The following is an 18,167-nucleotide window of genomic DNA, read 5'->3' on the forward strand; positions in this document are numbered from 1 at the left end:
GCTCTGCCAGACTGCCGTGCATGGGGAATCGGCTCACGGTGCTCGGCAGTTGCGGCGCGTGGCCGGAGTCGGGACGCGCGTGCGCCGGGTTTCTGGTGGAGCACAACGGTTTCCGCGTCGTGCTCGACCTCGGGTACGGGGCGGCGTCGCGGTTGTTCGGGTACGGCCTGCCCGACGCGGTGGTGGTGACGCACGAGCACCCGGACCACTGCGCGGACGTCAGCGCGCTCGGGCGAGCGTGGCACTACACGGTCCAGACGGACGGGCAGCCGCGGTTGCCGCTGCACTGCACACCGGGGACGGTCGAGCGGTTGGCGGCGATGGAGCCGCGGCCGCACCCGACCGAGTTGTTCGAGGTGCACGACCTCGGGGAGCCGGCGGAGATCGGGCCGTTCCGGCTCACGGCGTATCCGCTGCCGCACCACGTGCCGAACTTCGGGGTGCGGCTCACCGCGCCCGGGCTCACCGTGGCGTACACCGGGGACACCGGGCCGTCGCCGGTGCTGGCCGAGCTCGGGCGGGACGCGGATCTGTTCATCTGTGAGGCGACGCTGCGCTCGCCTTCGCCTTCGCCTCGGTACTTGATGACGGCGGCGGAGGCGGGTCAGTGGGCGGCGGAGGCCCGAGCCCGGCGGCTTATGTTGACCCACTTCTGGCCGGGGACTGATCGTGCCGCGGCTGCCGCCGAGGCGGGTGCGCGGTTCGGCGGGGAGGTTCTGGTCGCCTCGGAAGACCTCACCATCGCGCTCTGACCTGCGGGGATGCCGTTTTTGTCGGTGCCTGCTGCTAGAACTGGTCGCGTTGGAGGGCGGCTGGTGGGCGGAGGTGAGGTCCGAGTCCCGGGGACGGGCGACAACTGAATGCGGCACGGATCGACGGGGTGGTCCGCGGGGTCTCCAGGGGGAGTTCCGCGGGCGCCGGATGGTGCGGGCGGCCGGGTCGAGCCGGGGGAACGCGCGAGGACGGGGGTCGGAGCGCGAGGCGAGATCCGAGCGGAGACGAGGTTCCGGTGGGCTTGCGCTCGGACGGGGGTCAGAGCGCAAGCAACCGGCCTCGGACACGAACTAGCCCACGGCCGCGAGCCGACACCCGCGACCAGCGGGCTCAGCGCGGCGGAATCAGCAGGTCGAGCCCTCGACGGGCTGCGTGTACTCAGCAGCCACCCACTTGTCGTCGGCGACCTTCCGGAACCCGTTCTGCACCCCTGGCAACGCGTCGAACTGGGCGTCGCGCAAGTACTTGCCGACGATCTTCGCGTTGCCGTCGGCTGTCTCGCGGGCGTTCAGGACGTCCGCCGTCACCGTGACCTTGCAGCCCGTCGCCGAGGCTCCCGCCGCTTGCTTGTCCGTGTTCAACGCGTAGATGACGATGACCGCGATGATGGCGCCGACGACGATCAGCGTCTTCTTCGACATCCCGAGCATGACGCCTTCCTCCAGCCGCGAATCCCGTCCCACGCCAAGGGTAGGCAATCCTTTACCCGGACCGACAGCGCCGGACAGCGCAACCACCCGGAGGCGCCAGCGACGTCACCCGCCCACGACCGTCCGTAACCAGACGAAAGCCCCCCTCCCGGCGAAAGAGAACCGGGAAGGGGGCTCCGACTAAACCACTCAGCCCTGGGCGATCTTCTTCGCCAGGTTGTCGTCCAGCGTCGCGAGGAACTCCTCGGTCGTCTGCCACGGCTGGTCCTTGCCGATGAGCAGCGCCAGGTCCTTCGTCATCTTGCCGCTCTCGACGGTCTCGATGACGACCTGCTCCAGCTTGTTCGCGAAGCCGATCAGCTCCGAGTTGCCGTCCAGCTTGCCGCGGTGCTCGAGGCCGCGCGTCCACGCGTAGATCGACGCGATCGGGTTCGTCGAGGTCGGCTTGCCCTGCTGGTGCTGGCGGTAGTGCCGGGTGACCGTGCCGTGCGCGGCCTCGGCCTCGACCGTCCTGCCGTCCGGCGTGCGCAGCACCGACGTCATCAGGCCGAGCGAGCCGAAGCCCTGCGCGACCGTGTCGGACTGGACGTCACCGTCGTAGTTCTTGCACGCCCAGACGTAGCCGCCCTCCCACTTCAGCGCCGCCGCGACCATGTCGTCGATCAGGCGGTGCTCGTAGGTGAGGCCCTTGGCGTCGAAGTCGGCCTTGAACTCGGCGTCGAAGATCTCCTGGAACACGTCCTTGAACTGGCCGTCGTAGGCCTTGAGGATCGTGTTCTTGGTCGACATGTACACCGGCAGCCCGCGGTCGAGGCCGTACTGCAGCGACGCGCGCGCGAAGTCCTCGATCGACTTGCGGTAGTTGTACATCCCCATCGCGACGCCGCCGCCCTCGGGGAACTTCGCGACCTGGAACTCCATCGGCTCCGACCCGTCCTCCGGGGTGAAGCTGATGGTCAGCGTGCCGGGGCCGGGCACCTTGAAGTTGGTGGCCTTGTACTGGTCGCCGTGCGCGTGGCGGCCGATGATGATCGGCTTCGTCCAGCCCGGGACCAGCCGCGGGATGTTCTGGATGACGATCGGCTCGCGGAAGATGACACCGCCGAGGATGTTGCGGATGGTGCCGTTGGGCGACAGCCACATCTTCTTGAGGCCGAACTCCTCGACCCGCGCCTCGTCCGGGGTGATCGTGGCGCACTTGACGCCGACGCCGTGCTTCTTGATGGCGTTCGCGGAGTCGATGGTCACCTGGTCGTCGGTGCGGTCCCGCTCCTCGATGCCCAGGTCGTAGTAGTCCAGGTTCACGTCCAGGTACGGGTGGATCAGCTTGTCCTTGATGAACTGCCAGATGATGCGGGTCATCTCATCGCCGTCGAGTTCGACGACGGTGCCCTGGACCTTGATCTTGGCCATGAGCAGCGGTGCTCCTTCCGCGGATCTTCGCGTTCTTCTTTAAGTCTCGCCGGTAGCGGTACAAGCGTACTGCTTGACGGAGCTGGATGGTTCCAGTAGTGGTCGGTATCAAGTCTCCACCCGCCGGTTGTGGCGGGGATCACGGGGCGGGCGGCATGCTGGTCAGGTGGGTTTCCGGGGGATCGCCGCCGTCGCGCTGCTCGCGACCGCGTGCTCCGCGGCGCCGTCCGGGCCGCCGCGGCTCGCGCCCTACGCCGACTGCGCCCACCCGCCGTCGCCGGAGCAGGTCGGTCAAGGCCTGCAGGGCTCGTCGCGCGGCGGGACCGCGGTCGCCCTGGTGTTCGCGCAGGTCCCGCTGAAGGCGGGCGACGAGCACAAGATCGTCTGGCGGGTCACCGGCACCGGGCCGATCCGGATCTTCGCGACCGGCCCCGCCGCCGAAGTCGTCCAGCCCGTCTGGGGGCCGGAGGAGCACGGCGGCTCGACCTTCGCCTACCCCGGCGACGAATGGGGCGTCGGCTTCCGGTTCGCCACGCCCGGCTGCTGGACCGTCCACGTCGAGCGCACCGACGTCGAAGGGTCGCTCAGCCTGCCGGTCACCTGATCCGACCGCTCGCCGAGCGAGCGTCGCGCTTCCGGGTGAACCAAGGCACGATGCCACCCGTGAACTCATCATCCGGGAGGTGACGGCCATGTCGACCCATCGGTACGCCGACTACGAAGAGGACTACGACGACTACGAAGACACCACCGACGTGCTCGACGAGCGGCCGCGCCGCGGCGGCGCGCACGTGGTCAGCGCGCTCGGCGGGCTCGTGCTCACGCCGGTCGCCCTCGGCCTCCTCAGCTGGGGCGGGCTGCGTCAGCAGCAGCTGATCCAGGCGACGCTCAGCACGAACCGCGACCCGCTCGGCATCGCGCTGCTGGCGGGCGGCGCGATCCTGCTGCTGGTCGTCGCCGCGCTCGGGGCGCTCTCGGCCGTCGGCCCGATCCTGGGCGGGCTGCTCTACGGCGTGCTGCCCGGCGTCGCCGCGATGGCCATGCCCGAATGGGGCTTCCGGCTGGTGAACCTGATGCCGAAGAGCGACATCGCCTACGGCGTCATGGACTTCCTCTTCATCGGCGGACTGCTCGGCGTCGGGTTCCTGCTCGTCGGCAGCGGGCTGGCCAACGCGCTGGTCCGGCGGCGCCGCGAGGCGTGACCCGCGCCGGTGGGATCATCGGCGGATGGGACTGTTCACCGTCGCGGAAGCACGTGACGAACTGGCGCGGCTGCGGCCGGTCCTCGACGAACTCGTGCGCGTGCGGGCCGACGCGGCCGAGCTCGCGGCGTCGCTGCGACCGGGCGGCCGGGCCACCGACCTGGGCGGGCTGCCCGAGTGGAAGGCGGCCCAGGCCCGGCTTGACGACCTGATGACGACGGTGCAGCGCACCGGCGCCGAGCTCAAGGGGTTCGCGCCGCTGCTGGTCGACTTCCCCGCCGAGCTCGACGGCACCGACGTGCTGCTGTGCTGGCTCGAGGGCGACCGCGACCTGGGCTGGTACCACCGCACCGACCTGGGTTTCGCCGGGCGCCGTCCGCTGAAAACCCCTGGCCTGCCCGGCTAGGTTGAGGTCGTGGACCACGACACCAGGGCCGCCTTCTTCGACGGCACGGCCGAGCACTACGACGAAGACACCTTCCACCGGGCCGTCGCGGACGCGCTGGTCGAGCCTCTGCCGACGGGCCCGGACCTGGTCCTCGACGTCGCCACCGGAACGGGCTGGGCGGCGTACGCGGCGTTGCGGCTGAAGCCGGCCCGCGTGCTCGCTGTCGACTTGTCGCCGGCGATGATCGCGCGCGCCGAGGCCAAGGCGGACCTCGACCCCGAGCGGCGGATCACCTGGCGGGTCGGGCCCGCGGTGCCGATGCCGGCCGAGGACCACTCGGCCGACGTCGTGCTCTGCGCGTCCTCACTGCACTTCCTGGGCGCCGTCGCGTTCGCCGACTGGCTGCGCGTGCTGAAGCCGGGCGGGCGGCTGGCGTTCTCGGTCGTTTCCGGGACGCGGTTCAAGCCGTCGGGCCCGTTCGCCGAGTTCGTGCCGAAGGACCTGACGTTCCCGACCGACGAAGCCGAGGCGGCGGCGTTGGCGCACGGCTTCGCCGACGCGTCGGCCCGGACGTTCACCCTCAACGACGGCGAGCGGGTCCGCAGCGTCTTCGTGGTGCACGCGACGGCGCCCTGACTCAGGCGTGGAAGTGGACCTCACCGCGGGTCGCCGGGCCGTCGGGTGACCCGCAGCGCTGGACGAAGGTGACGTCGACGCCGTCCGCGTCGAGGCGGTCGATCGTGAAGTCGGCGTAGGGATCACCGCAGCCGAAGTTGCCGCTCACGACGAAGATCCCCGGAGTCGTCAGCGCCGGGTCGCTCTGTCCGCGGAAGCGGGCCCCGGTGTAGGTCCCGGTGTGCAGGGTTTCCCCGGCCGGGGCGCTCAGCTCGACGCGCAGGTCCTTCAGACCCGACTGGACGTCGATCTTCAGGACGCCGTCGCGTTCCCAGACGGCGATTTCGTCGCCGGGAGCCGCGTACTGGGCGCTGCCAACCAGCGGCCAGGCGCCGTCTTCCGAGGTGTACGCGACGGTCTGCACCGGGTCCGCCGACGCGGCCGGGACAAGCGCGACACCCAGCCCGGCCGCCGCCGACAGCACCACACCGGCACGAAGAAGTGACTTCACGGAACCTCCCCAGTCCGAGCCGCCTCGCGCGGCCTCGCCGATCATGCTGCCAACGCCGGTGGTTTTCGGACAGGGGTTTCCGCTCAGCGGTGCAGCGACGCACCCTTGAGGATCTTGTCCACGGCGTTCTTCGGCCCGTGCACGGCCATCCCGGCCAGCGCCAGCTTCTCGCCCGGCACCGCACGGACCGCGGCCCGGTTGTCGGCGTCGTTGCCGGTGTGGAACAGCTCGTCGGTGAAGATCGAAAACCGCAGACCCCGGCCGAGCGCGCGGATGTGCGCCGCGGTCAGGACGTCCGCCGTGCCGGAAAAGACCATCACCGGCTGGCCGAACATCGGCAGGTACTCGGTGCCGTCGGCGTCGGCGTAGGGCTCGCCCATCAGCTCCGGCGTCACGTGGGCGATGCCGCTGACCAGGAACGCCGTCACGTTGAGCCGCTGCCAGGACGCCAGGTCGTCGCGGAGCAGGACGGCGATCTTCGTGTCGAAGGAACTCATGCCCGAAGACTCCCCCGGCGGCCACCGGCGCGTCTTGTACGTTCTTGACATGGCGGACGTCGCGGCTTGGCGGCCGGCGGTCCCGGGGATCGCCGAGGTCTTCCACGCGCGCTTCACCACGCACGCCTACCCCCTGCACACGCACGACACGTGGACCCTGCTGATCGTCGACGACGGCGTCATCCGCTACGACCTCGACCGCCACCACCACGGCGCGCTCGGAACGGCGGTGACGCTGCTGCCGCCGAACGTCGCGCACGACGGACGGGCCGCCACCAGCCACGGCTTCCGCAAGCGCGTGCTCTACCTGGACACGCCGGTGCTCGGCGAGGACCTGATCGGCGCGGCGGTGGACCGGCCGAGCCTGGCCGACGGGCTGCTGCGCACGCGGATCCACCAGCTGCACGAGTCGCTGGCCGAGCCCGGCGACGCGCTCGAGGCGGAGAGCAGGCTGGTGCTGGTGGCCGACCGCCTGCGCGTCCACCTGGGCCGGCCGGTGACGCACGAGCCGAAGCGCGGCCTCGCCGACGAGCTGAGGGACCTCCTGGACGCCCGACTGCCGGAGGCGCTGACGCTGGCCGAAGCGGCCGCGACGCTCGGCGCACACCCGGCGTACCTCGTCCGCTGCTTCGGGGCGAAGTTCGGGCTGCCCCCGCACCGCTACCTGACGGGCCGCCGCGTCGACCGGGCACGGCGGCTCCTGCTCGACGGCGCCCCGGCCGCCGACGTCGCCGCCGCGGCCGGGTTCAGCGACCAGGCCCACCTGACGAGGCATTTCAAGCGCTACCTGGGCACGACGCCGTCGCGCTACGCGAAAACCCGGTGACGGCGTCGTTACGATCCGGACATGGGGTTCCTCGCCAGGGTCGGCGGCCTGCGCTTCGCGGTCGTCGTCCTCACCGCCATGACCGCGCTCCAGATGACGCTCATCGCGTTCGGCAACATCACCGACTTCGGCACCAACCAGGCGTTCGTCCAGCACGTGCTCGCGATGGACACGACGTTCCGCTCGCCGGACATGATGTGGCGCGCGATCACCAGCCCCGGCCTGCAGAACACCGCCTACGTCGTGATCATCGCGTGGGAGGTGCTGACAGCGCTGGTGCTGCTCGCCGCACTGGCCGGGTGGATCCGCGCGAAAGACGCTACGGCCCGGCGCCTGGCGACCCTCGGCTGGGTGATGTGGGTGCTGCTGTTCGGCGTCGGCTTCCTCGCCGTCGGCGGTGAGTGGTTCCAGATGTGGCAGTCGGACAAGTGGAACGGCCTCCAGCCCGCCCTGCAGAACTTCCTCATCGCGGTGGCGGCGCTGGTCGTCGCCCACCTCCCCGCGAAAGAGCGCACGTAGGAAGAGGGCCGTTGTGTCAAGATGACGGGCATGCTGCGCGAACTGCACCTCACCGGTGACCCGGCGGCCGACAAGCTGCTTAACGACGATCCGTTCGCCCTGCTCGTCGGGATGCTCCTGGACCAGCAGTACCCCATGGAGCACGCGTTCGCCGGCCCGCGGAAGATCGCCGACCGGATGGACGGCTTCGACATCGCGAAGATCGCCGCCACCGATGTCGAAACCTTCGTCGAGCTGTGCGTCGTGCCGCCGGCCATCCACCGCTACGGCGGCTCGATGGCCCGCCGCGTCCACGCGCTCGCGCAGCACATCATCGAGAACTACGACGGCCGCACCGAGGGCATCTGGCTCGACGGCCGCCCGAAGCCCGACGGCCCCACCGTCCTCAAGCGGCTGAAGGCCCTGCCCGGCTTCGGCGAGCAAAAAGCCAAGATCTTCCTGGCGCTGCTCGGCAAGCAGCGCGGGGTGGCGCCGAAGGGCTGGCGCGAAGCGGCCGGTGCCTACGGCGACCGCGGGTCGCGGCGGTCGATCGCCGACGTCACCAACGCCGAAACCCTCGCCCAGGTGCGCGCCTTCAAGAAGGCCGCCAAGGCCACCGCCGCCGCGGACTAACGCACCCAAACGCGCAGCGGGCCGAGCGGTTCGGCGCCGTGCGCGAGCGCGATGTCCAGCGCGGCGCCGTGTTCGTAGCCGACGACCGGGACACCCGGGAACGCCGCCGCCACCGCCGCGACCGCGCCCGGCCAGCTCGCCGCCGGGCCCGCGAAGTTGGACAAGCCCACGACTCCCTCGCCGCGGTGGGCCACGACCACGTCTTCACCGCGAGCCAGCACCGCCACCGCGTCGTCGACCGGGAAGCCGTGCCTGGTCGTGCGCTCCCAGCCCGCCTCCGGCACTCCCGGCCCGCACGCGATCCACGTCGCCTCGAACAGGACCGAGAAGCCCGGCAGCTCCAGGGTCGCGAAGCTGTCCTTCACCGAACACCCGGCCGAGGCGTCGATGAGCGGGAGGACGTCGGCGGTCGTGGCGTCCGCGGTCAGCGTCACCGCGTCCGGGTAGAACTCCGGGGTGCGGCGCGGGCTCGTCCAGGCCCGCGGGCCGAACCGGCCGCCGCCGCAGACCAGGGCGCACCAGGACGCGTTCTCCGCCGCCGCTAGCCGCGCGCGAACCACAGCACGTCCGGCTCGCCGCGCGGGACCTCGACCGGCACCTCGCGGACGTCGGCGAAGCGCGCCCGCAGCCGGGCGGCGAACGCCGGGGCCGCCCCGGCGCTCCACACCGCCAGCACGCCGCCCGGGTTCAGCAGGTCCGCCAAGCGCGCGAGCCCGGCGTCGGAGTAGAGCGACGCGTTGCCTTCGGTGACCGTCCATTCCGGACCGTTGTCGATGTCCAGGCACAGCGCGTCGAACCGCTCGGACGTCTCCGCCAGCCACGACACGAGGTCGGCCTCCACGACCCGGACGCGGGGGTCGGCGAGCGCGTCGGCATGGACCGTCCGAAGTGGACCGTGACGGTTCCATGAGATCACCGCCGGTTCACGTTCCACCACGACGACCGAAGCCGCGCCCGCGTCGAGCGCCGCGCGGAGGGAGAACCCGACGCCGAGGCCGCCGATCAGCACGGTGGCGCCCGCGCTCAGCGCCTCGGTGACCAGGAGCCGCTCGGACTCGCCGTTGCGCGTGTCCATCAGGAAAACGCCGTTCTCGATCACTTCGAACGCCTCGCCGTCCCGGCGCAGCACCAGCTCGCCGCCGCGGCCACGGACCGTCTCCACCACCTCGACCACGCGTCGACCTTCTCACAGGCCGTGCCCGCTCCTACCCTGGACACGGAGGTGAAGCCCATGCACGCCACAGCAGGAGACGAAATCCAGGTGCACGGCCGGACGGTCGGGTCGGCCGAGCAGCGCGGCGAGATCCTCGAAGTCCGCGGGCCCGACGGCGCCCCGCCCTACCTCGTGCGGTTCGCCGACGGCCACGAGGCCCTCGTGTACCCGGGCCCCGACTGCGAAGTCCAAGCCCACGCCGACTAGCCCAAGCGCCCCAATGTGGCCTTCGGTGCGTCAGACGCAACCAAGGCGGCCTTCGGTGCGTAAGACGCAACCAAGGCCGCCTTGGGGCGCTTGGGACCCGAGCTAGCTGACGGCGACCTGTTCGCGGGGTTCGCGGACCCGCCCCCACGCGACGCCCATCAGCAGCAGGGCGGCCAGGGTGAGCGCGGCCGCGACCTCGGGCAGCAGCAGCGGCCCGCCCGACGTCAGCACCGCCCCGCCGACCACGCCGGACAGGCCGACGCCCAGGTAGATCGCCGACGCGTTGAGCGACAGCACCAGACCCGCGTGGCCCGGCGACAGCTCGATCAGCCGGTGCTGCACCGGCGGGTTGAACGACCACGTCGCCAGGCCCCACACGAACAGCGTCACCGCGGCGCCGACCGTCGTCGCCGTGGCGATCGGCAGCAGGGCCATCACGACGGTGATCGCCGCCGTCACCACGAGCAGCGGGGCGCGTGAACCCCAGCGGTCCGCCGCGCGGCCGCCGGCGAAGTTGCCGACCGCGCCGCCGATGCCGTAGCAGAAGAGCAGCACCGTGACCGTCGTGCCGTGCACGCCCGCGGTCGCGGCCAGCAGCGGCGAGACGAACGTGTAGACCATGAACGCGGCCAGGCACGCGAGGACCGTCGTGGCCAGCATGACGAGCACCCGCGGGTCGCGGCCGGCGGCGAACCGCTCGGCGAGGCTCACCCGCGGCGGCGCGGCGACGCGGGGCAGTGCGACCTGCACGGCCAGCGCACTGGCCAGCGAGAACGCCGCGACCAGCGCGAACGCCGTCCGGTAGCCGAGGTGCTGGGAGATCAGGCTGCCCAGCGGGACGCCGAAGATCAGTGCGACCGTGAGGCCGCCGAACACGAGCGCGACCGCGCGGCCCCGGCGTTCGGGGACGGTCAGCTCGGCCGCGACCGCGCTGGCCGCCGGGGTGAACACCGCGGCCCCGACCGCGGTCACCACCCTGGCCACCAGCAGCGAGCCATAGCCGGGCGCGAGCGCGGCGAAGAGGTTGCCAGCCCCGGTCACGGCGAGCGCGGCGACCAGCAGTGTGCGGCGTTCCCAGGCGCCGGTCGCGGCGGCGAACAGCGGCGAGCCGACCGCGTACGCGATGGCGAAGGCCGTGACGAGCTGGGCCGCGGCGGTGGCCGAGACGTGCAGCTCACCGGTCAGCGCGGGCAGCAGCCCGGCGACGATGTAGCCGCTGGTCCCGACGCCGAAGGCGCCGAAGGCGAGGACCGAGATCCTCGAGGACGAGGGTGCGGACATGGGTGGAGCCCCCAAGCGAAGCAGGGATTGGTTCGATGAACGTCGTAGTTCGACTATCACCGTACTACGCGGCCCCGACAATTTCGACCGCCGTCGTACAATGGACCCATGTCGAAGACCGCCGCGCTGCCGCCGCTCGTCCACCCCACCCGGGACGAGATCACCGTCGAGGGCGTGCTCCGCGCCCTGGCCGACCCCGTGCGCCTGGCGATCGTCCGGCAACTGGCGGCCGCGGACCACGAGATCGCGTGCGGCGGACTGACCGTCCCGGTGACGAAGTCCACAATCACCCACCACCTGAGCATCCTGCGCCAAGCCGGCGTCGTCTCCGGCCGCCAGGAGGGCACCACGCGGTTCAACTCGTTGCGCCGCAACGACCTCGACGCTCTGTTCCCCGGCCTGCTCGACGGCGTGCTGGCCGCGCCACGATGAGCCGTGTGGATCGTCACCCGAAATCGGGATGACAACGACCCCCTTCGTCGGTTGGACTGTGCGTAGGACAGCTCACGGCGCTGGGGCCGCATGGCTGTCTTTCTTTATGACCCCGTACTGAACCGATCCAGAGATCGGCCGAGTAATCGTTTACCCACTGGGAAGGAGTGCCGTGCCCGTCGCGCTGCTCGCGCTCGCCATCGGAGCTTTCGGCATCGGGACCACCGAGTTCGTCATGATGGGCGTGCTGCCCCAGGCGGCCGCCGACTTCGGCGTCGACATCCCGACCGCCGGCCACCTCATCTCCGCCTACGCCCTCGGCGTCGTCGTCGGCGCGCCCCTGCTCACCGCGGTCGCCGTCCGGCTGCCGCGCAAGACCATGCTGCTGGCCATGATGGGCCTGTTCACGCTGGGCAACGCCCTCTTCGCGCTGTCGCCCACCCAGGAGTTCGGCGTGGCGTTCCGGTTCCTCGCCGGCCTGCCCCACGGCGCGTTCTTCGGCGCCGGTGCGGTCGTCGCGTCCAGTTTGGTCGGCCCTGGCCAGCGCGCGAAGGCCGTGTCGATGATGTTCCTCGGCCTGACCCTGGCGAACGTCATCGGCGTGCCGCTCGGCACTCTGCTCGGCCAGCAGGTCGGCTGGCGCGCCACCTTCGGCGTCGTCGCGGTGATCGGGCTGGTCGCCATCGCGGCGATCGCGAAGCTCGTCCCGCACCAGGGCAAGCCGGCCGAGGCGTCGCTGCGCGGCGAACTCGGCGCGTTCAAGCGGCCGCAGGTGCACCTGGCGCTGGCGATCGTCACGTTCGGGCTCGGCGGCGTGTTCGCCTGCCTGTCCTACATCACGCCGATGCTGACCGACGTCGCCGGCTACTCGCCGTCGAACGTGACGCTGCTGCTGTCGCTGGCGGGCGTCGGCATGACGATCGGCAACCTGCTCGGCGGCCGCCTGGCCGACCGCGCGCTGATGCCGAGCCTCTACATCGCGCTGCTGGCGCTGGCGTCGGTGCTGGGGATCTTCACGATCACCGCGCAGGGCAAGGTGGGCGCGGCGATCACGATCTTCTTCGTCGGCGTCGCCGGGTTCATGATCGGCCCGATGATGCAGGCGCGGATCATGGAGAAGGCGGGCGGCACACCGTCCCTGGTGTCGGCCGCCGTCCAGTCCGCGTTCAACATCGCCAACTCGATCGGGGCCTACCTCGGCGGGCTGGTCATCGCGGGCGGGCTCGGCCTGGTCGCCCCCAACTGGGTCGGCGCCCTGCTGGCGGTGTTCGGCCTGACGCTGGCGATCGTCTCGGGCACTTTGGACCACCGCGAGGCGAAAGCCGAACGACGCGAGCTCGCCCTGGCATCCTGACAGTCACTGTCAAAAGCGGCACTTTCACGTGAAAGTGCCGCTTTTGGCCGTCAGGAGGAGCCGAACGGGCCGCCGATGATCGTCAGGGCCACGTACAGCACCGCTGCCGCCAGGCCCGTGTACGTCACGATGTCCACGGCCTTGCCGCGGATCGCCAGCAGCCCGGCCCTGGCCGTCGGCAGCACCGCCCGCAGCACCGCGGCGAGGAGGAGCGCGGCGCCGATCAGCGCCGCGCCTTCCCGCCAGTGGTACTGGACGATCCGCAGCGCCGCCACGGCCACCACCAGCAGCACCGCCGCGAACGGCAGCTGGGTGAACCGGGCCGTCCGGCTCCGGCGGTCGCCGATGTCCCGCCGGTCCTCCGTCATGGTCATCAGCCTTGGACCGAGCGTTCCGCCGCCTCGACGACGTTGCTCACCAGCATCGCCCGGGTCATCGGCCCCACGCCGCCGGGGTTCGGCGAGATCCAGCCGGCCACCTCGGCGACTCCCGGGTGGACGTCGCCGGTGAGCTTGCCGTCCACGTGGGACACACCGACGTCGAGCACGGCCGCGCCCGGCGCCACCATGTCCGGCGTGATGATCCCGGGCACGCCCGCGGCGGCGACGACGATGTCGGCGCGGCGGACCTCGGCGGCCAGGTCGCGGGTGCCGGTGTGGCACAGGGTCACCGTGGCGTTCTCGCTGCGGCGCGTCAGCAGCAGGCCCAGCGTGCGGCCGACCGTGATGCCGCGGCCGACGACCGTCACCCGCGCGCCGTTCAGCTCGACGCCGTGGCGCTTGAGCAGCTCGATGATCCCGTACGGCGTGCACGGGAGCGCGCCCCGCTGACCGAGCACGAGCCGCCCGAGGCTGACCGGCGCGAGGCCGTCGGCGTCCTTCTCCGGGTCGATGCGCTCGAGCACGCGGTTCGCGTCGAGGTGCTTCGGCAGCGGCAGCTGGACGATGTAGCCGTGGCAGGCCGGGTCGGCGTTCAGCTCGTCGATGACGGCTTCGAGCTTCTCCTGCGAGATGTCGGCCGGCAGGTCGCGGCGGATCGAGTTGACGCCGATCTTGCCGCTGTCGGCGTGCTTCATCCGCACGTACGAGTGCGACCCCGGGTCGTCGCCGACCAGGACGGTGCCCAGGCCCGGCGTCACCCCCTTCGCGGCCAAGGCCGCGACGCGCGGTTCGAGCTCCGCGAAAATGGCGTTCTTGGTGGCCTTGCCGTCGAGAATCTTCGCCGTCACGAGGCCCATTCTGGCAAAGCGACCCCCGCGCGTCGCTTCCAGGCTCGGGCGGTCGCAGCCCGTAGAGTGGCCGCTACCCGCACGGTCCACTCGCGACGACGGCCGCGATCAAGCTGTGATCTACGGCACGTCGCATCACGCGAGGTCAGACCGTGTGCCACCGGGTCACCGAGCGGCAAAACCCACATGCGGGGTGCACACGCGCGCGCGAACAGTCAAAATGTCCCCGTGGCACAACCGACGACGCAGCTGAACGCGACCGAGCAGGACACCCTGGTCAAGCAGATCGGCCTTGCCCTGCTCCGTGCCGCCCCGCGCGACTGGCGCAAGGTCACCGCGGAGTACCGAGCCGTCGGGAGGTACCACGAGCTCACCGGCGAGATCGTCACCGAGGACGGCACGGTGCACGAGTGGCTCGCCACCCACGACATCGCGACGCTCTTCGGCAGGCTGCGCGGCGGCATGTACCGCGACGGCCGCGGAACGTGGTTCAACGCGCGCTACCAGCTCGACCACCCGTCCAGCTACAACCTCGAATACAACCGCGACGAGCCGGTGTGGAACCTCGCGCCGCCGCCACAGGCCTATTCGGACGAGCTGCGGATGTTCCCGCGCACCGAGGAGAACGTCCCCGAATGGCTGATCCGGCGGATGTCCGGGCTCGGCCCGGAGCAGCCTGGACCGCACTTCCGGATCGCCCGGATCTTCGACACCGTCGGCCCCGCCGGCCGCCCCGTCATCAACCGGCCCGACCTCGAGATCGAGGAGCAGGACCGGCTGCTGGAGTACCTGGAGAACGCGCCGCTGGTGGTGCCCGAGCGCGGCTACGACATCGACCGGCTGGCCGCGACGCCGGAGGCGACCGTCCCGGTCGCCTTCCACAGCGACGGCCAGTGGATCTGGCCCGCCGCCGTCGACTTCTACCTGCGCAAGTACGGCGTTTCGCCCGAACCGGACCTGGTCGAGCACGTCCGCGCGGTCGGGTTCAAGCTGCCGCCGGTCGACGAGCCCACGCTGCAGGCCGCGGCGGGGTACCTCACCCGGGGGAACCAGCCGCCGCCCCAGCAGCAGCGCCCGGCCGGGCCGCCGCCGCAGGGCCCGCCGCCCCAGCAGCAGGTGCCGCCGCCTCAGGCGCCCGCCGGTCCGCCGCCGGGGGTGGCCGCGGCGGCTGCCGCGCCGCCCGTCGCGCCGCCGGTTCCGCCGCAGCACCAGGAGCCGCCCGCGCCGGTGGAGTCGCCGCTGTCGGTGCACGCCCCGGCCGAGCCGGAGGCCCCGGCCGAAGAGCACGACTACGCCGAAGAGGCCGAGTACGCCGAAGAGGGCTACGACGACCAGGAGTTCGACGACCGCTTCGCCGAGGACGACCAGTACGGCGAGGAGGACTACGACCAGCAGGCCGAGCACGCCGCGGGCACGAACGGCTCGGCGCCGGAACCGGGCCGCGTCCCGGACCTCGAAGAGACCGCGGAATACGTGCCCGACCAGCCGATCGGGCACGAGGAAGAGACCCCGCGCGACGGCGAGCCCTTCCCCCGGCGCGACGAGGAGGCGGCGCACGCCGCGTTCCAGCCGCCGCGTGACGAGGGTCCGGGCTTCCAGCAGGCCGAACCGGCGCGTGGGGACGAGCCCGCGCACGCCGGGTACGAGCAGCCGCAGGACGAGGCCGCACTCCCATCGCGGCAGGGTGGCTACGAGCCGCCCCAGGACGAAGCTTTCCCGGCCCGGCAGGGCGAACCGGGGCGCGGCGGGCCCCAGGACGAGCCCGCGTTCCAGTCCCGGCAGGGTGGCTACGAGGCGCGCGAGCCCGAGCCCGCCCACGGCGGGTACGAGGCGCCGAACCAGGACGATGCTTTCCAGGGGCGGCAGGGCGAGCCCGCGTTCCAGTCCCGCCAAGCCGAGCCCGCGCACGCCGGGTACGAGCCGCCGCACCAGGACGAGCCCGCCTTCCAGAGCCGCCAGCCCGAACCCGCGCACGCCGGGTACGAGCAGCCGCACGAAGACGAGCACGAGGACGAACCCGCCCACGCCTTCGAGCCGCCGCGGCGCGAGGAGCAGCCCGCGTTCGACCCGGGCCCGCCGACCATGATCACCCAGCCCGAGGTGCCCGGCGTGCTGCCGGTGCCCGAGCCCCCGGCGCCGCAGCCCGCCGCCAAGGCGGAGCCGCCGGAGGCACCGCGGCCGGGCCGCCGGGCCCTGCGCCGCCAGCAGCCCGACCACCCGGTGCTCGCCGGGCTGCAGGCCAAGCTGGACGAGCTCGAGATCCCGGAAAGCGGCTACAAGCTGGGCGAACCGGCCGAGCACGGGTGGAGCGTCGAGCAGGTCGACGACGGCTGGCGCGTCGGCTGGTACGACGGCAAGCTCAGCAACCCCGCTGTGTTCGGCGACGCCGAGGACGCGGCCGCGTTCATGCTCGGGAAGCTGCTGCTCAACCCCGAAGGCCACGTGCCAGCCGAGGAGCCGCCGCCCGCGCCGGAGCCCGAACCCGAGCCGGAACCGGCCCCGCAGCGGGTCGTCGCGACGCTGTCGCCGGAGGTGGCGACCGGGTCGTACCCCGTCCGCAAGCCCGACCCGGTGCCCGCGCAGGAGCAGACGGCGTTCACCAGCGCCGAGGCGCTCTCGGCGACCTCGAAGACGACGAGCCGCCGGCCCCGCCGCGCCAGCCCGCCCCGCCCGCGCCGGTCCCGGCCGGACCGGGGCCGCAGCAGCTGGCGCAGCAGCCCGCCGGTCCGCCGCCGGTCGCCCCGGCACCGCCGCGACGGGAGCCGCCGTCGGCGCCGACCGTGCTGGCCCCGGTGCCGCCGGGCGCCGGTGCCCCGCCGGTCCCGCCGCCCGCACCGCCCACGCCGCCGCGGCGTGAGGAGCCGGCGCGGCCCGCCGTCAACGGCGGGGGTGGCGGCAACCAGCAGTGGCCGATCGCGCCGCTGGCCGGGGAGCCGCCGCTGACGCTGTTCCGCGGCAAGGAGCTGCGCGAGCTGCCCGCGGGCAGCGAGCTGGACCGCTTCGGCGGCCCGAACGGCAACCTGACGTACGCGGCGGGCACGCCGTTCGCCGAGCGTTCGCTGGTGCCGGAGTGGGTGAACCGCCCGTACCACGTCTACCGGGTGCAGCGGCCGCTGGAGACGCTCGCGGGCGTCGCGATCCCGTGGTTCAACCAGCCCGGCGGCGGGTCGGCGTACCTGCTGCCGGCGTCGATCGAGGAGCTGCTCGCCGAGGGCGACCTGATCGAAGCTCGACCCGGGCGAACCGCCGATCGACTGAGTGCACCCCGCGAAGACCGGTGGCTTCGGCCGCCGGTCTTCGCGTTTTCAGCGGATGACGAGCCCGTGCGCGGCGGCGAAGGCGATGGCGGTTTCGACGTCGACCTCGGCGCCCCGCAAGTCGGCCTGGACGAGAGCGTTCGCGTCAAGGCGTGCGCCGCGCAGGTCGGCGCCCTCGAGCTTCGCGCCCTGCAACCGGGCGCCGGTGAGGTCGCTGCCGCGCAGATCGGCGCCGGTGAGGTCGGCCTCGGTCAGGTTGGCCTCCCGCAGCCGCAGCCCGGAGAGGCCGAGCCGCCGCAGCCGCGCCTTCGCGAGCGACGCCAGCGAGAGATCGCAGTCGGTGATCGCGATCCCGGCGAACCCGCTCTCGGCGAAGGACGTCCCGAGCAGCGAACACCCCGTCCACCGGCTGTCGACGAGCACGGTCCGGTCGAAGGTGCAGGAGCGGAACGCCGACGCGTCGTGCCGCGAGCGGGTGAGGTCGGCCTTGCTGAACACGCAGTCGTCGAAGGTGCAGCCGCGGGTCCGCAGCCCGCTCAAGTCCGCGCCGGTGAAGTCGCAGCCGCTGAACCGGCGCTTTTCCCACCACTGCCCCGACAACACCGCTTCGCGGTAGTCCTCCCCGGTCTCCAGCACGGCCCCAGGGTGCCACATCGCCTACCGGGGCAGGGCACCCTGGACGTAGTTCATCGCCTCGACGTACTCGGGCAGCTGCGCGCGGCGGGCCATCTCGGCCTCGTCCAGGTTTTCCAGCCGGGTCTGGATCCACCACAGGTTGCCGAACGGGTCGCGCACGCGGCCGACGCGGTCGCCGAAGAACAACACCGTCTGGCGTGTCACCTCGGTCGCGCCCGCTTCGATCGCGCGCCGCTGCGTTTCTTCGCTGTCCGGCATGTAAAGCCGCAGGAACGCGAGGGTGTCGGGCCAGTCGTCGCGGGCGTCGAAGGCCATCACGACGGCGTCGCCGATGCGGACTTCGGCGTGCCCGATCTTCCCGTCCTCCCCGACGACCCGCCCGATCTCCTCGGCGTCGAAGGCGCGCTTCAGGAAGTCGATCAGGGCGGCGGTGTCGCGGCCGATGATCCACGGGGTGACCGTCGTGTAGCCGTCGGGAACCATGTTTCCTCCTCGTTCGGTGTGGCCCCGAGGTTAGGAGCGAAATAGGTCAGCTCCTGACCGCTGCATACT

General features: G+C 72.0%; 23 protein-coding genes and 1 pseudogene. 13 read left to right on the forward strand and 11 right to left on the reverse strand.

Annotated elements, in window-relative coordinates:
* Positions 1-20 precede the first annotated feature (20 nt).
* Positions 21-752: an MBL fold metallo-hydrolase gene (locus QP939_RS08405; RefSeq protein ID WP_285456039.1), complete on the forward strand. Its 732-nt coding sequence runs from the start codon at positions 21-23 to the stop codon at positions 750-752.
* Between the two features lie 366 nt (positions 753-1,118).
* On the opposite strand, the gene QP939_RS08410 is transcribed toward QP939_RS08405, so the two are convergent.
* Positions 1,119-1,415: an SH3 domain-containing protein gene (locus QP939_RS08410; RefSeq protein ID WP_285459695.1), complete on the reverse strand. Its 297-nt coding sequence runs from the start codon at positions 1,413-1,415 to the stop codon at positions 1,119-1,121.
* A gap of 198 nt (positions 1,416-1,613) precedes the next feature.
* Complete coding sequence (locus QP939_RS08415) at positions 1,614-2,837, reverse strand: NADP-dependent isocitrate dehydrogenase (protein WP_285456040.1); 1,224 nt, start codon at positions 2,835-2,837, stop codon at positions 1,614-1,616.
* Positions 2,838-3,003: 166 nt separating this feature from the next.
* Here QP939_RS08415 and QP939_RS08420 point away from each other — a divergent pair, with 166 nt between their 5' ends.
* The 4 genes from QP939_RS08420 to QP939_RS08435 all read left to right on the forward strand — a co-directional run bounded on the left by QP939_RS08420 (position 3,004) and on the right by QP939_RS08435 (position 5,063).
* Positions 3,004-3,441, forward strand: coding sequence for a hypothetical protein (locus QP939_RS08420; RefSeq protein WP_285456041.1), 438 nt, complete (start codon positions 3,004-3,006; stop codon positions 3,439-3,441).
* Between the two features lie 88 nt (positions 3,442-3,529).
* On the forward strand, positions 3,530-4,039 hold the full coding sequence (locus QP939_RS08425) for a hypothetical protein (protein ID WP_285456042.1): 510 nt from the start codon (positions 3,530-3,532) through the stop codon (positions 4,037-4,039).
* 25 nt (positions 4,040-4,064) lie between these two features.
* Positions 4,065-4,445, forward strand: coding sequence for a DUF2203 domain-containing protein (locus tag QP939_RS08430; protein ID WP_285456043.1), 381 nt, complete (start codon positions 4,065-4,067; stop codon positions 4,443-4,445).
* A 9-nt stretch (positions 4,446-4,454) separates the two neighbouring features.
* Positions 4,455-5,063, forward strand: a complete 609-nt coding sequence (locus QP939_RS08435) for a class I SAM-dependent methyltransferase (RefSeq protein WP_285456044.1) — start codon at positions 4,455-4,457, stop codon at positions 5,061-5,063.
* Between the two features lies 1 nt (position 5,064).
* Here QP939_RS08435 and QP939_RS08440 read toward each other — a convergent pair whose 3' ends face one another.
* Together QP939_RS08440 and QP939_RS08445 are read right to left on the reverse strand one after the other, a co-directional pair.
* On the reverse strand, positions 5,065-5,553 hold the full coding sequence (locus QP939_RS08440; protein WP_285456045.1) for a hypothetical protein: 489 nt from the start codon (positions 5,551-5,553) through the stop codon (positions 5,065-5,067).
* 83 nt (positions 5,554-5,636) lie between these two features.
* Positions 5,637-6,050 carry a DUF2000 domain-containing protein gene (locus tag QP939_RS08445; RefSeq protein WP_285456047.1) on the reverse strand — a complete coding sequence of 138 codons (414 nt, stop codon included), beginning with the start codon at positions 6,048-6,050 and terminating at the stop codon, positions 5,637-5,639.
* Positions 6,051-6,099: 49 nt separating this feature from the next.
* Between QP939_RS08445 and QP939_RS08450 the strand changes: the two genes are divergently transcribed.
* The 3 genes from QP939_RS08450 to QP939_RS08460 are packed head-to-tail and all read left to right on the forward strand — an operon-like array spanning position 6,100 to position 8,007.
* The gene (locus QP939_RS08450; RefSeq protein ID WP_285456049.1) at positions 6,100-6,876 is read left to right on the forward strand and encodes an AraC family transcriptional regulator; all 777 of its coding nucleotides are present in this window, start codon (positions 6,100-6,102) and stop codon (positions 6,874-6,876) included.
* Between the two features lie 21 nt (positions 6,877-6,897).
* The gene (locus tag QP939_RS08455) at positions 6,898-7,395 is read left to right on the forward strand and encodes a DUF2165 domain-containing protein (RefSeq protein ID WP_285456051.1); all 498 of its coding nucleotides are present in this window, start codon (positions 6,898-6,900) and stop codon (positions 7,393-7,395) included.
* Between the two features lie 30 nt (positions 7,396-7,425).
* On the forward strand, positions 7,426-8,007 hold the full coding sequence (locus QP939_RS08460; RefSeq protein WP_285456052.1) for an HhH-GPD-type base excision DNA repair protein: 582 nt from the start codon (positions 7,426-7,428) through the stop codon (positions 8,005-8,007).
* Here QP939_RS08460 and QP939_RS08465 read toward each other — a convergent pair.
* Together QP939_RS08465 and QP939_RS08470 are read right to left on the reverse strand one after the other, a co-directional pair.
* Entirely contained in the window at positions 8,004-8,567 is a 564-nt protein-coding gene (locus QP939_RS08465) for a hypothetical protein (RefSeq protein ID WP_285456054.1), read from the reverse strand. The genes QP939_RS08460 and QP939_RS08465 overlap by 4 nt on opposite strands.
* Positions 8,549-9,181, reverse strand: coding sequence for a spermidine synthase family protein (locus tag QP939_RS08470; protein WP_285456055.1), 633 nt, complete (start codon positions 9,179-9,181; stop codon positions 8,549-8,551). The genes QP939_RS08465 and QP939_RS08470 overlap by 19 nt, the downstream gene beginning before the upstream one ends.
* Before the next feature lie 57 nt (positions 9,182-9,238).
* Between QP939_RS08470 and QP939_RS08475 the strand changes: the two genes are divergently transcribed.
* Entirely contained in the window at positions 9,239-9,427 is a 189-nt protein-coding gene (locus tag QP939_RS08475; RefSeq protein ID WP_285456057.1) for a DUF1918 domain-containing protein, read from the forward strand.
* Between the two features lie 102 nt (positions 9,428-9,529).
* Here QP939_RS08475 and QP939_RS08480 read toward each other — a convergent pair whose 3' ends face one another.
* The gene (locus QP939_RS08480; protein ID WP_285456059.1) at positions 9,530-10,708 is read right to left on the reverse strand and encodes an MFS transporter; all 1,179 of its coding nucleotides are present in this window, start codon (positions 10,706-10,708) and stop codon (positions 9,530-9,532) included.
* Between the two features lie 108 nt (positions 10,709-10,816).
* On the opposite strand from QP939_RS08480, the gene QP939_RS08485 reads away from it, so the two are divergent.
* Positions 10,817-11,140 carry an ArsR/SmtB family transcription factor gene (locus QP939_RS08485; protein ID WP_285456060.1) on the forward strand — a complete coding sequence of 108 codons (324 nt, stop codon included), beginning with the start codon at positions 10,817-10,819 and terminating at the stop codon, positions 11,138-11,140.
* A gap of 172 nt (positions 11,141-11,312) precedes the next feature.
* Entirely contained in the window at positions 11,313-12,494 is a 1,182-nt protein-coding gene (locus QP939_RS08490) for an MFS transporter (RefSeq protein ID WP_285456061.1), read from the forward strand.
* Positions 12,495-12,544: 50 nt separating this feature from the next.
* On the opposite strand, the gene QP939_RS08495 is transcribed toward QP939_RS08490, so the two are convergent.
* Together QP939_RS08495 and QP939_RS08500 are read right to left on the reverse strand one after the other, a co-directional pair.
* Complete coding sequence (locus QP939_RS08495) at positions 12,545-12,868, reverse strand: DUF3017 domain-containing protein (protein WP_285456062.1); 324 nt, start codon at positions 12,866-12,868, stop codon at positions 12,545-12,547.
* On the reverse strand, positions 12,868-13,722 hold the full coding sequence (locus QP939_RS08500; RefSeq protein ID WP_285456063.1) for a bifunctional methylenetetrahydrofolate dehydrogenase/methenyltetrahydrofolate cyclohydrolase: 855 nt from the start codon (positions 13,720-13,722) through the stop codon (positions 12,868-12,870). The genes QP939_RS08495 and QP939_RS08500 overlap by 1 nt, the downstream gene beginning before the upstream one ends.
* A 228-nt stretch (positions 13,723-13,950) precedes the next feature.
* Between QP939_RS08500 and QP939_RS08505 the strand changes: the two genes are divergently transcribed.
* Together QP939_RS08505 and QP939_RS52180 are read left to right on the forward strand one after the other, a co-directional pair.
* On the forward strand, positions 13,951-16,665 hold the full coding sequence (locus QP939_RS08505) for a glycohydrolase toxin TNT-related protein (RefSeq protein WP_434219640.1): 2,715 nt from the start codon (positions 13,951-13,953) through the stop codon (positions 16,663-16,665).
* A 77-nt stretch (positions 16,666-16,742) separates the two neighbouring features.
* Positions 16,743-16,886, forward strand: a pseudogene (locus QP939_RS52180) (TNT domain-containing protein); the annotation flags it as partial.
* A gap of 141 nt (positions 16,887-17,027) precedes the next feature.
* Here the strand turns inward: QP939_RS52180 and QP939_RS08510 are convergent.
* A complete protein-coding gene (locus tag QP939_RS08510) occupies positions 17,028-17,615 on the reverse strand; it encodes a pentapeptide repeat-containing protein (protein WP_285456064.1) in 588 nt (195 codons plus the stop codon).
* Positions 17,616-17,636: 21 nt separating this feature from the next.
* Positions 17,637-18,098: a VOC family protein gene (locus tag QP939_RS08515; RefSeq protein WP_285456066.1), complete on the reverse strand. Its 462-nt coding sequence runs from the start codon at positions 18,096-18,098 to the stop codon at positions 17,637-17,639.
* Positions 18,099-18,167 lie beyond the last annotated feature (69 nt).

The organism is Amycolatopsis nalaikhensis, assembly GCF_030264295.1.
GTDB lineage: Bacteria > Actinomycetota > Actinomycetes > Mycobacteriales > Pseudonocardiaceae > Amycolatopsis > Amycolatopsis nalaikhensis.

Coding starts and splice junctions, on each gene's coding strand:
- QP939_RS08450 (WP_285456049.1), top strand. CDS start 6,100: ATGGCGGACGTCGCGGCTTGGCGGCCGGCGGTCCCGGGGATCGCCGAG.
- QP939_RS08425 (WP_285456042.1), top strand. CDS start 3,530: ATGTCGACCCATCGGTACGCCGACTACGAAGAGGACTACGACGACTAC.
- QP939_RS08460 (WP_285456052.1), top strand. CDS start 7,426: ATGCTGCGCGAACTGCACCTCACCGGTGACCCGGCGGCCGACAAGCTG.
- QP939_RS08415 (WP_285456040.1), bottom strand. CDS start 2,837: ATGGCCAAGATCAAGGTCCAGGGCACCGTCGTCGAACTCGACGGCGAT.
- QP939_RS08475 (WP_285456057.1), top strand. CDS start 9,239: ATGCACGCCACAGCAGGAGACGAAATCCAGGTGCACGGCCGGACGGTC.
- QP939_RS08515 (WP_285456066.1), bottom strand. CDS start 18,098: ATGGTTCCCGACGGCTACACGACGGTCACCCCGTGGATCATCGGCCGC.
- QP939_RS08410 (WP_285459695.1), bottom strand. CDS start 1,415: ATGTCGAAGAAGACGCTGATCGTCGTCGGCGCCATCATCGCGGTCATC.
- QP939_RS08495 (WP_285456062.1), bottom strand. CDS start 12,868: ATGACCATGACGGAGGACCGGCGGGACATCGGCGACCGCCGGAGCCGG.
- QP939_RS08430 (WP_285456043.1), top strand. CDS start 4,065: ATGGGACTGTTCACCGTCGCGGAAGCACGTGACGAACTGGCGCGGCTG.
- QP939_RS08455 (WP_285456051.1), top strand. CDS start 6,898: ATGGGGTTCCTCGCCAGGGTCGGCGGCCTGCGCTTCGCGGTCGTCGTC.
- QP939_RS08480 (WP_285456059.1), bottom strand. CDS start 10,708: ATGTCCGCACCCTCGTCCTCGAGGATCTCGGTCCTCGCCTTCGGCGCC.
- QP939_RS08445 (WP_285456047.1), bottom strand. CDS start 6,050: ATGAGTTCCTTCGACACGAAGATCGCCGTCCTGCTCCGCGACGACCTG.
- QP939_RS08405 (WP_285456039.1), top strand. CDS start 21: ATGGGGAATCGGCTCACGGTGCTCGGCAGTTGCGGCGCGTGGCCGGAG.
- QP939_RS08485 (WP_285456060.1), top strand. CDS start 10,817: ATGTCGAAGACCGCCGCGCTGCCGCCGCTCGTCCACCCCACCCGGGAC.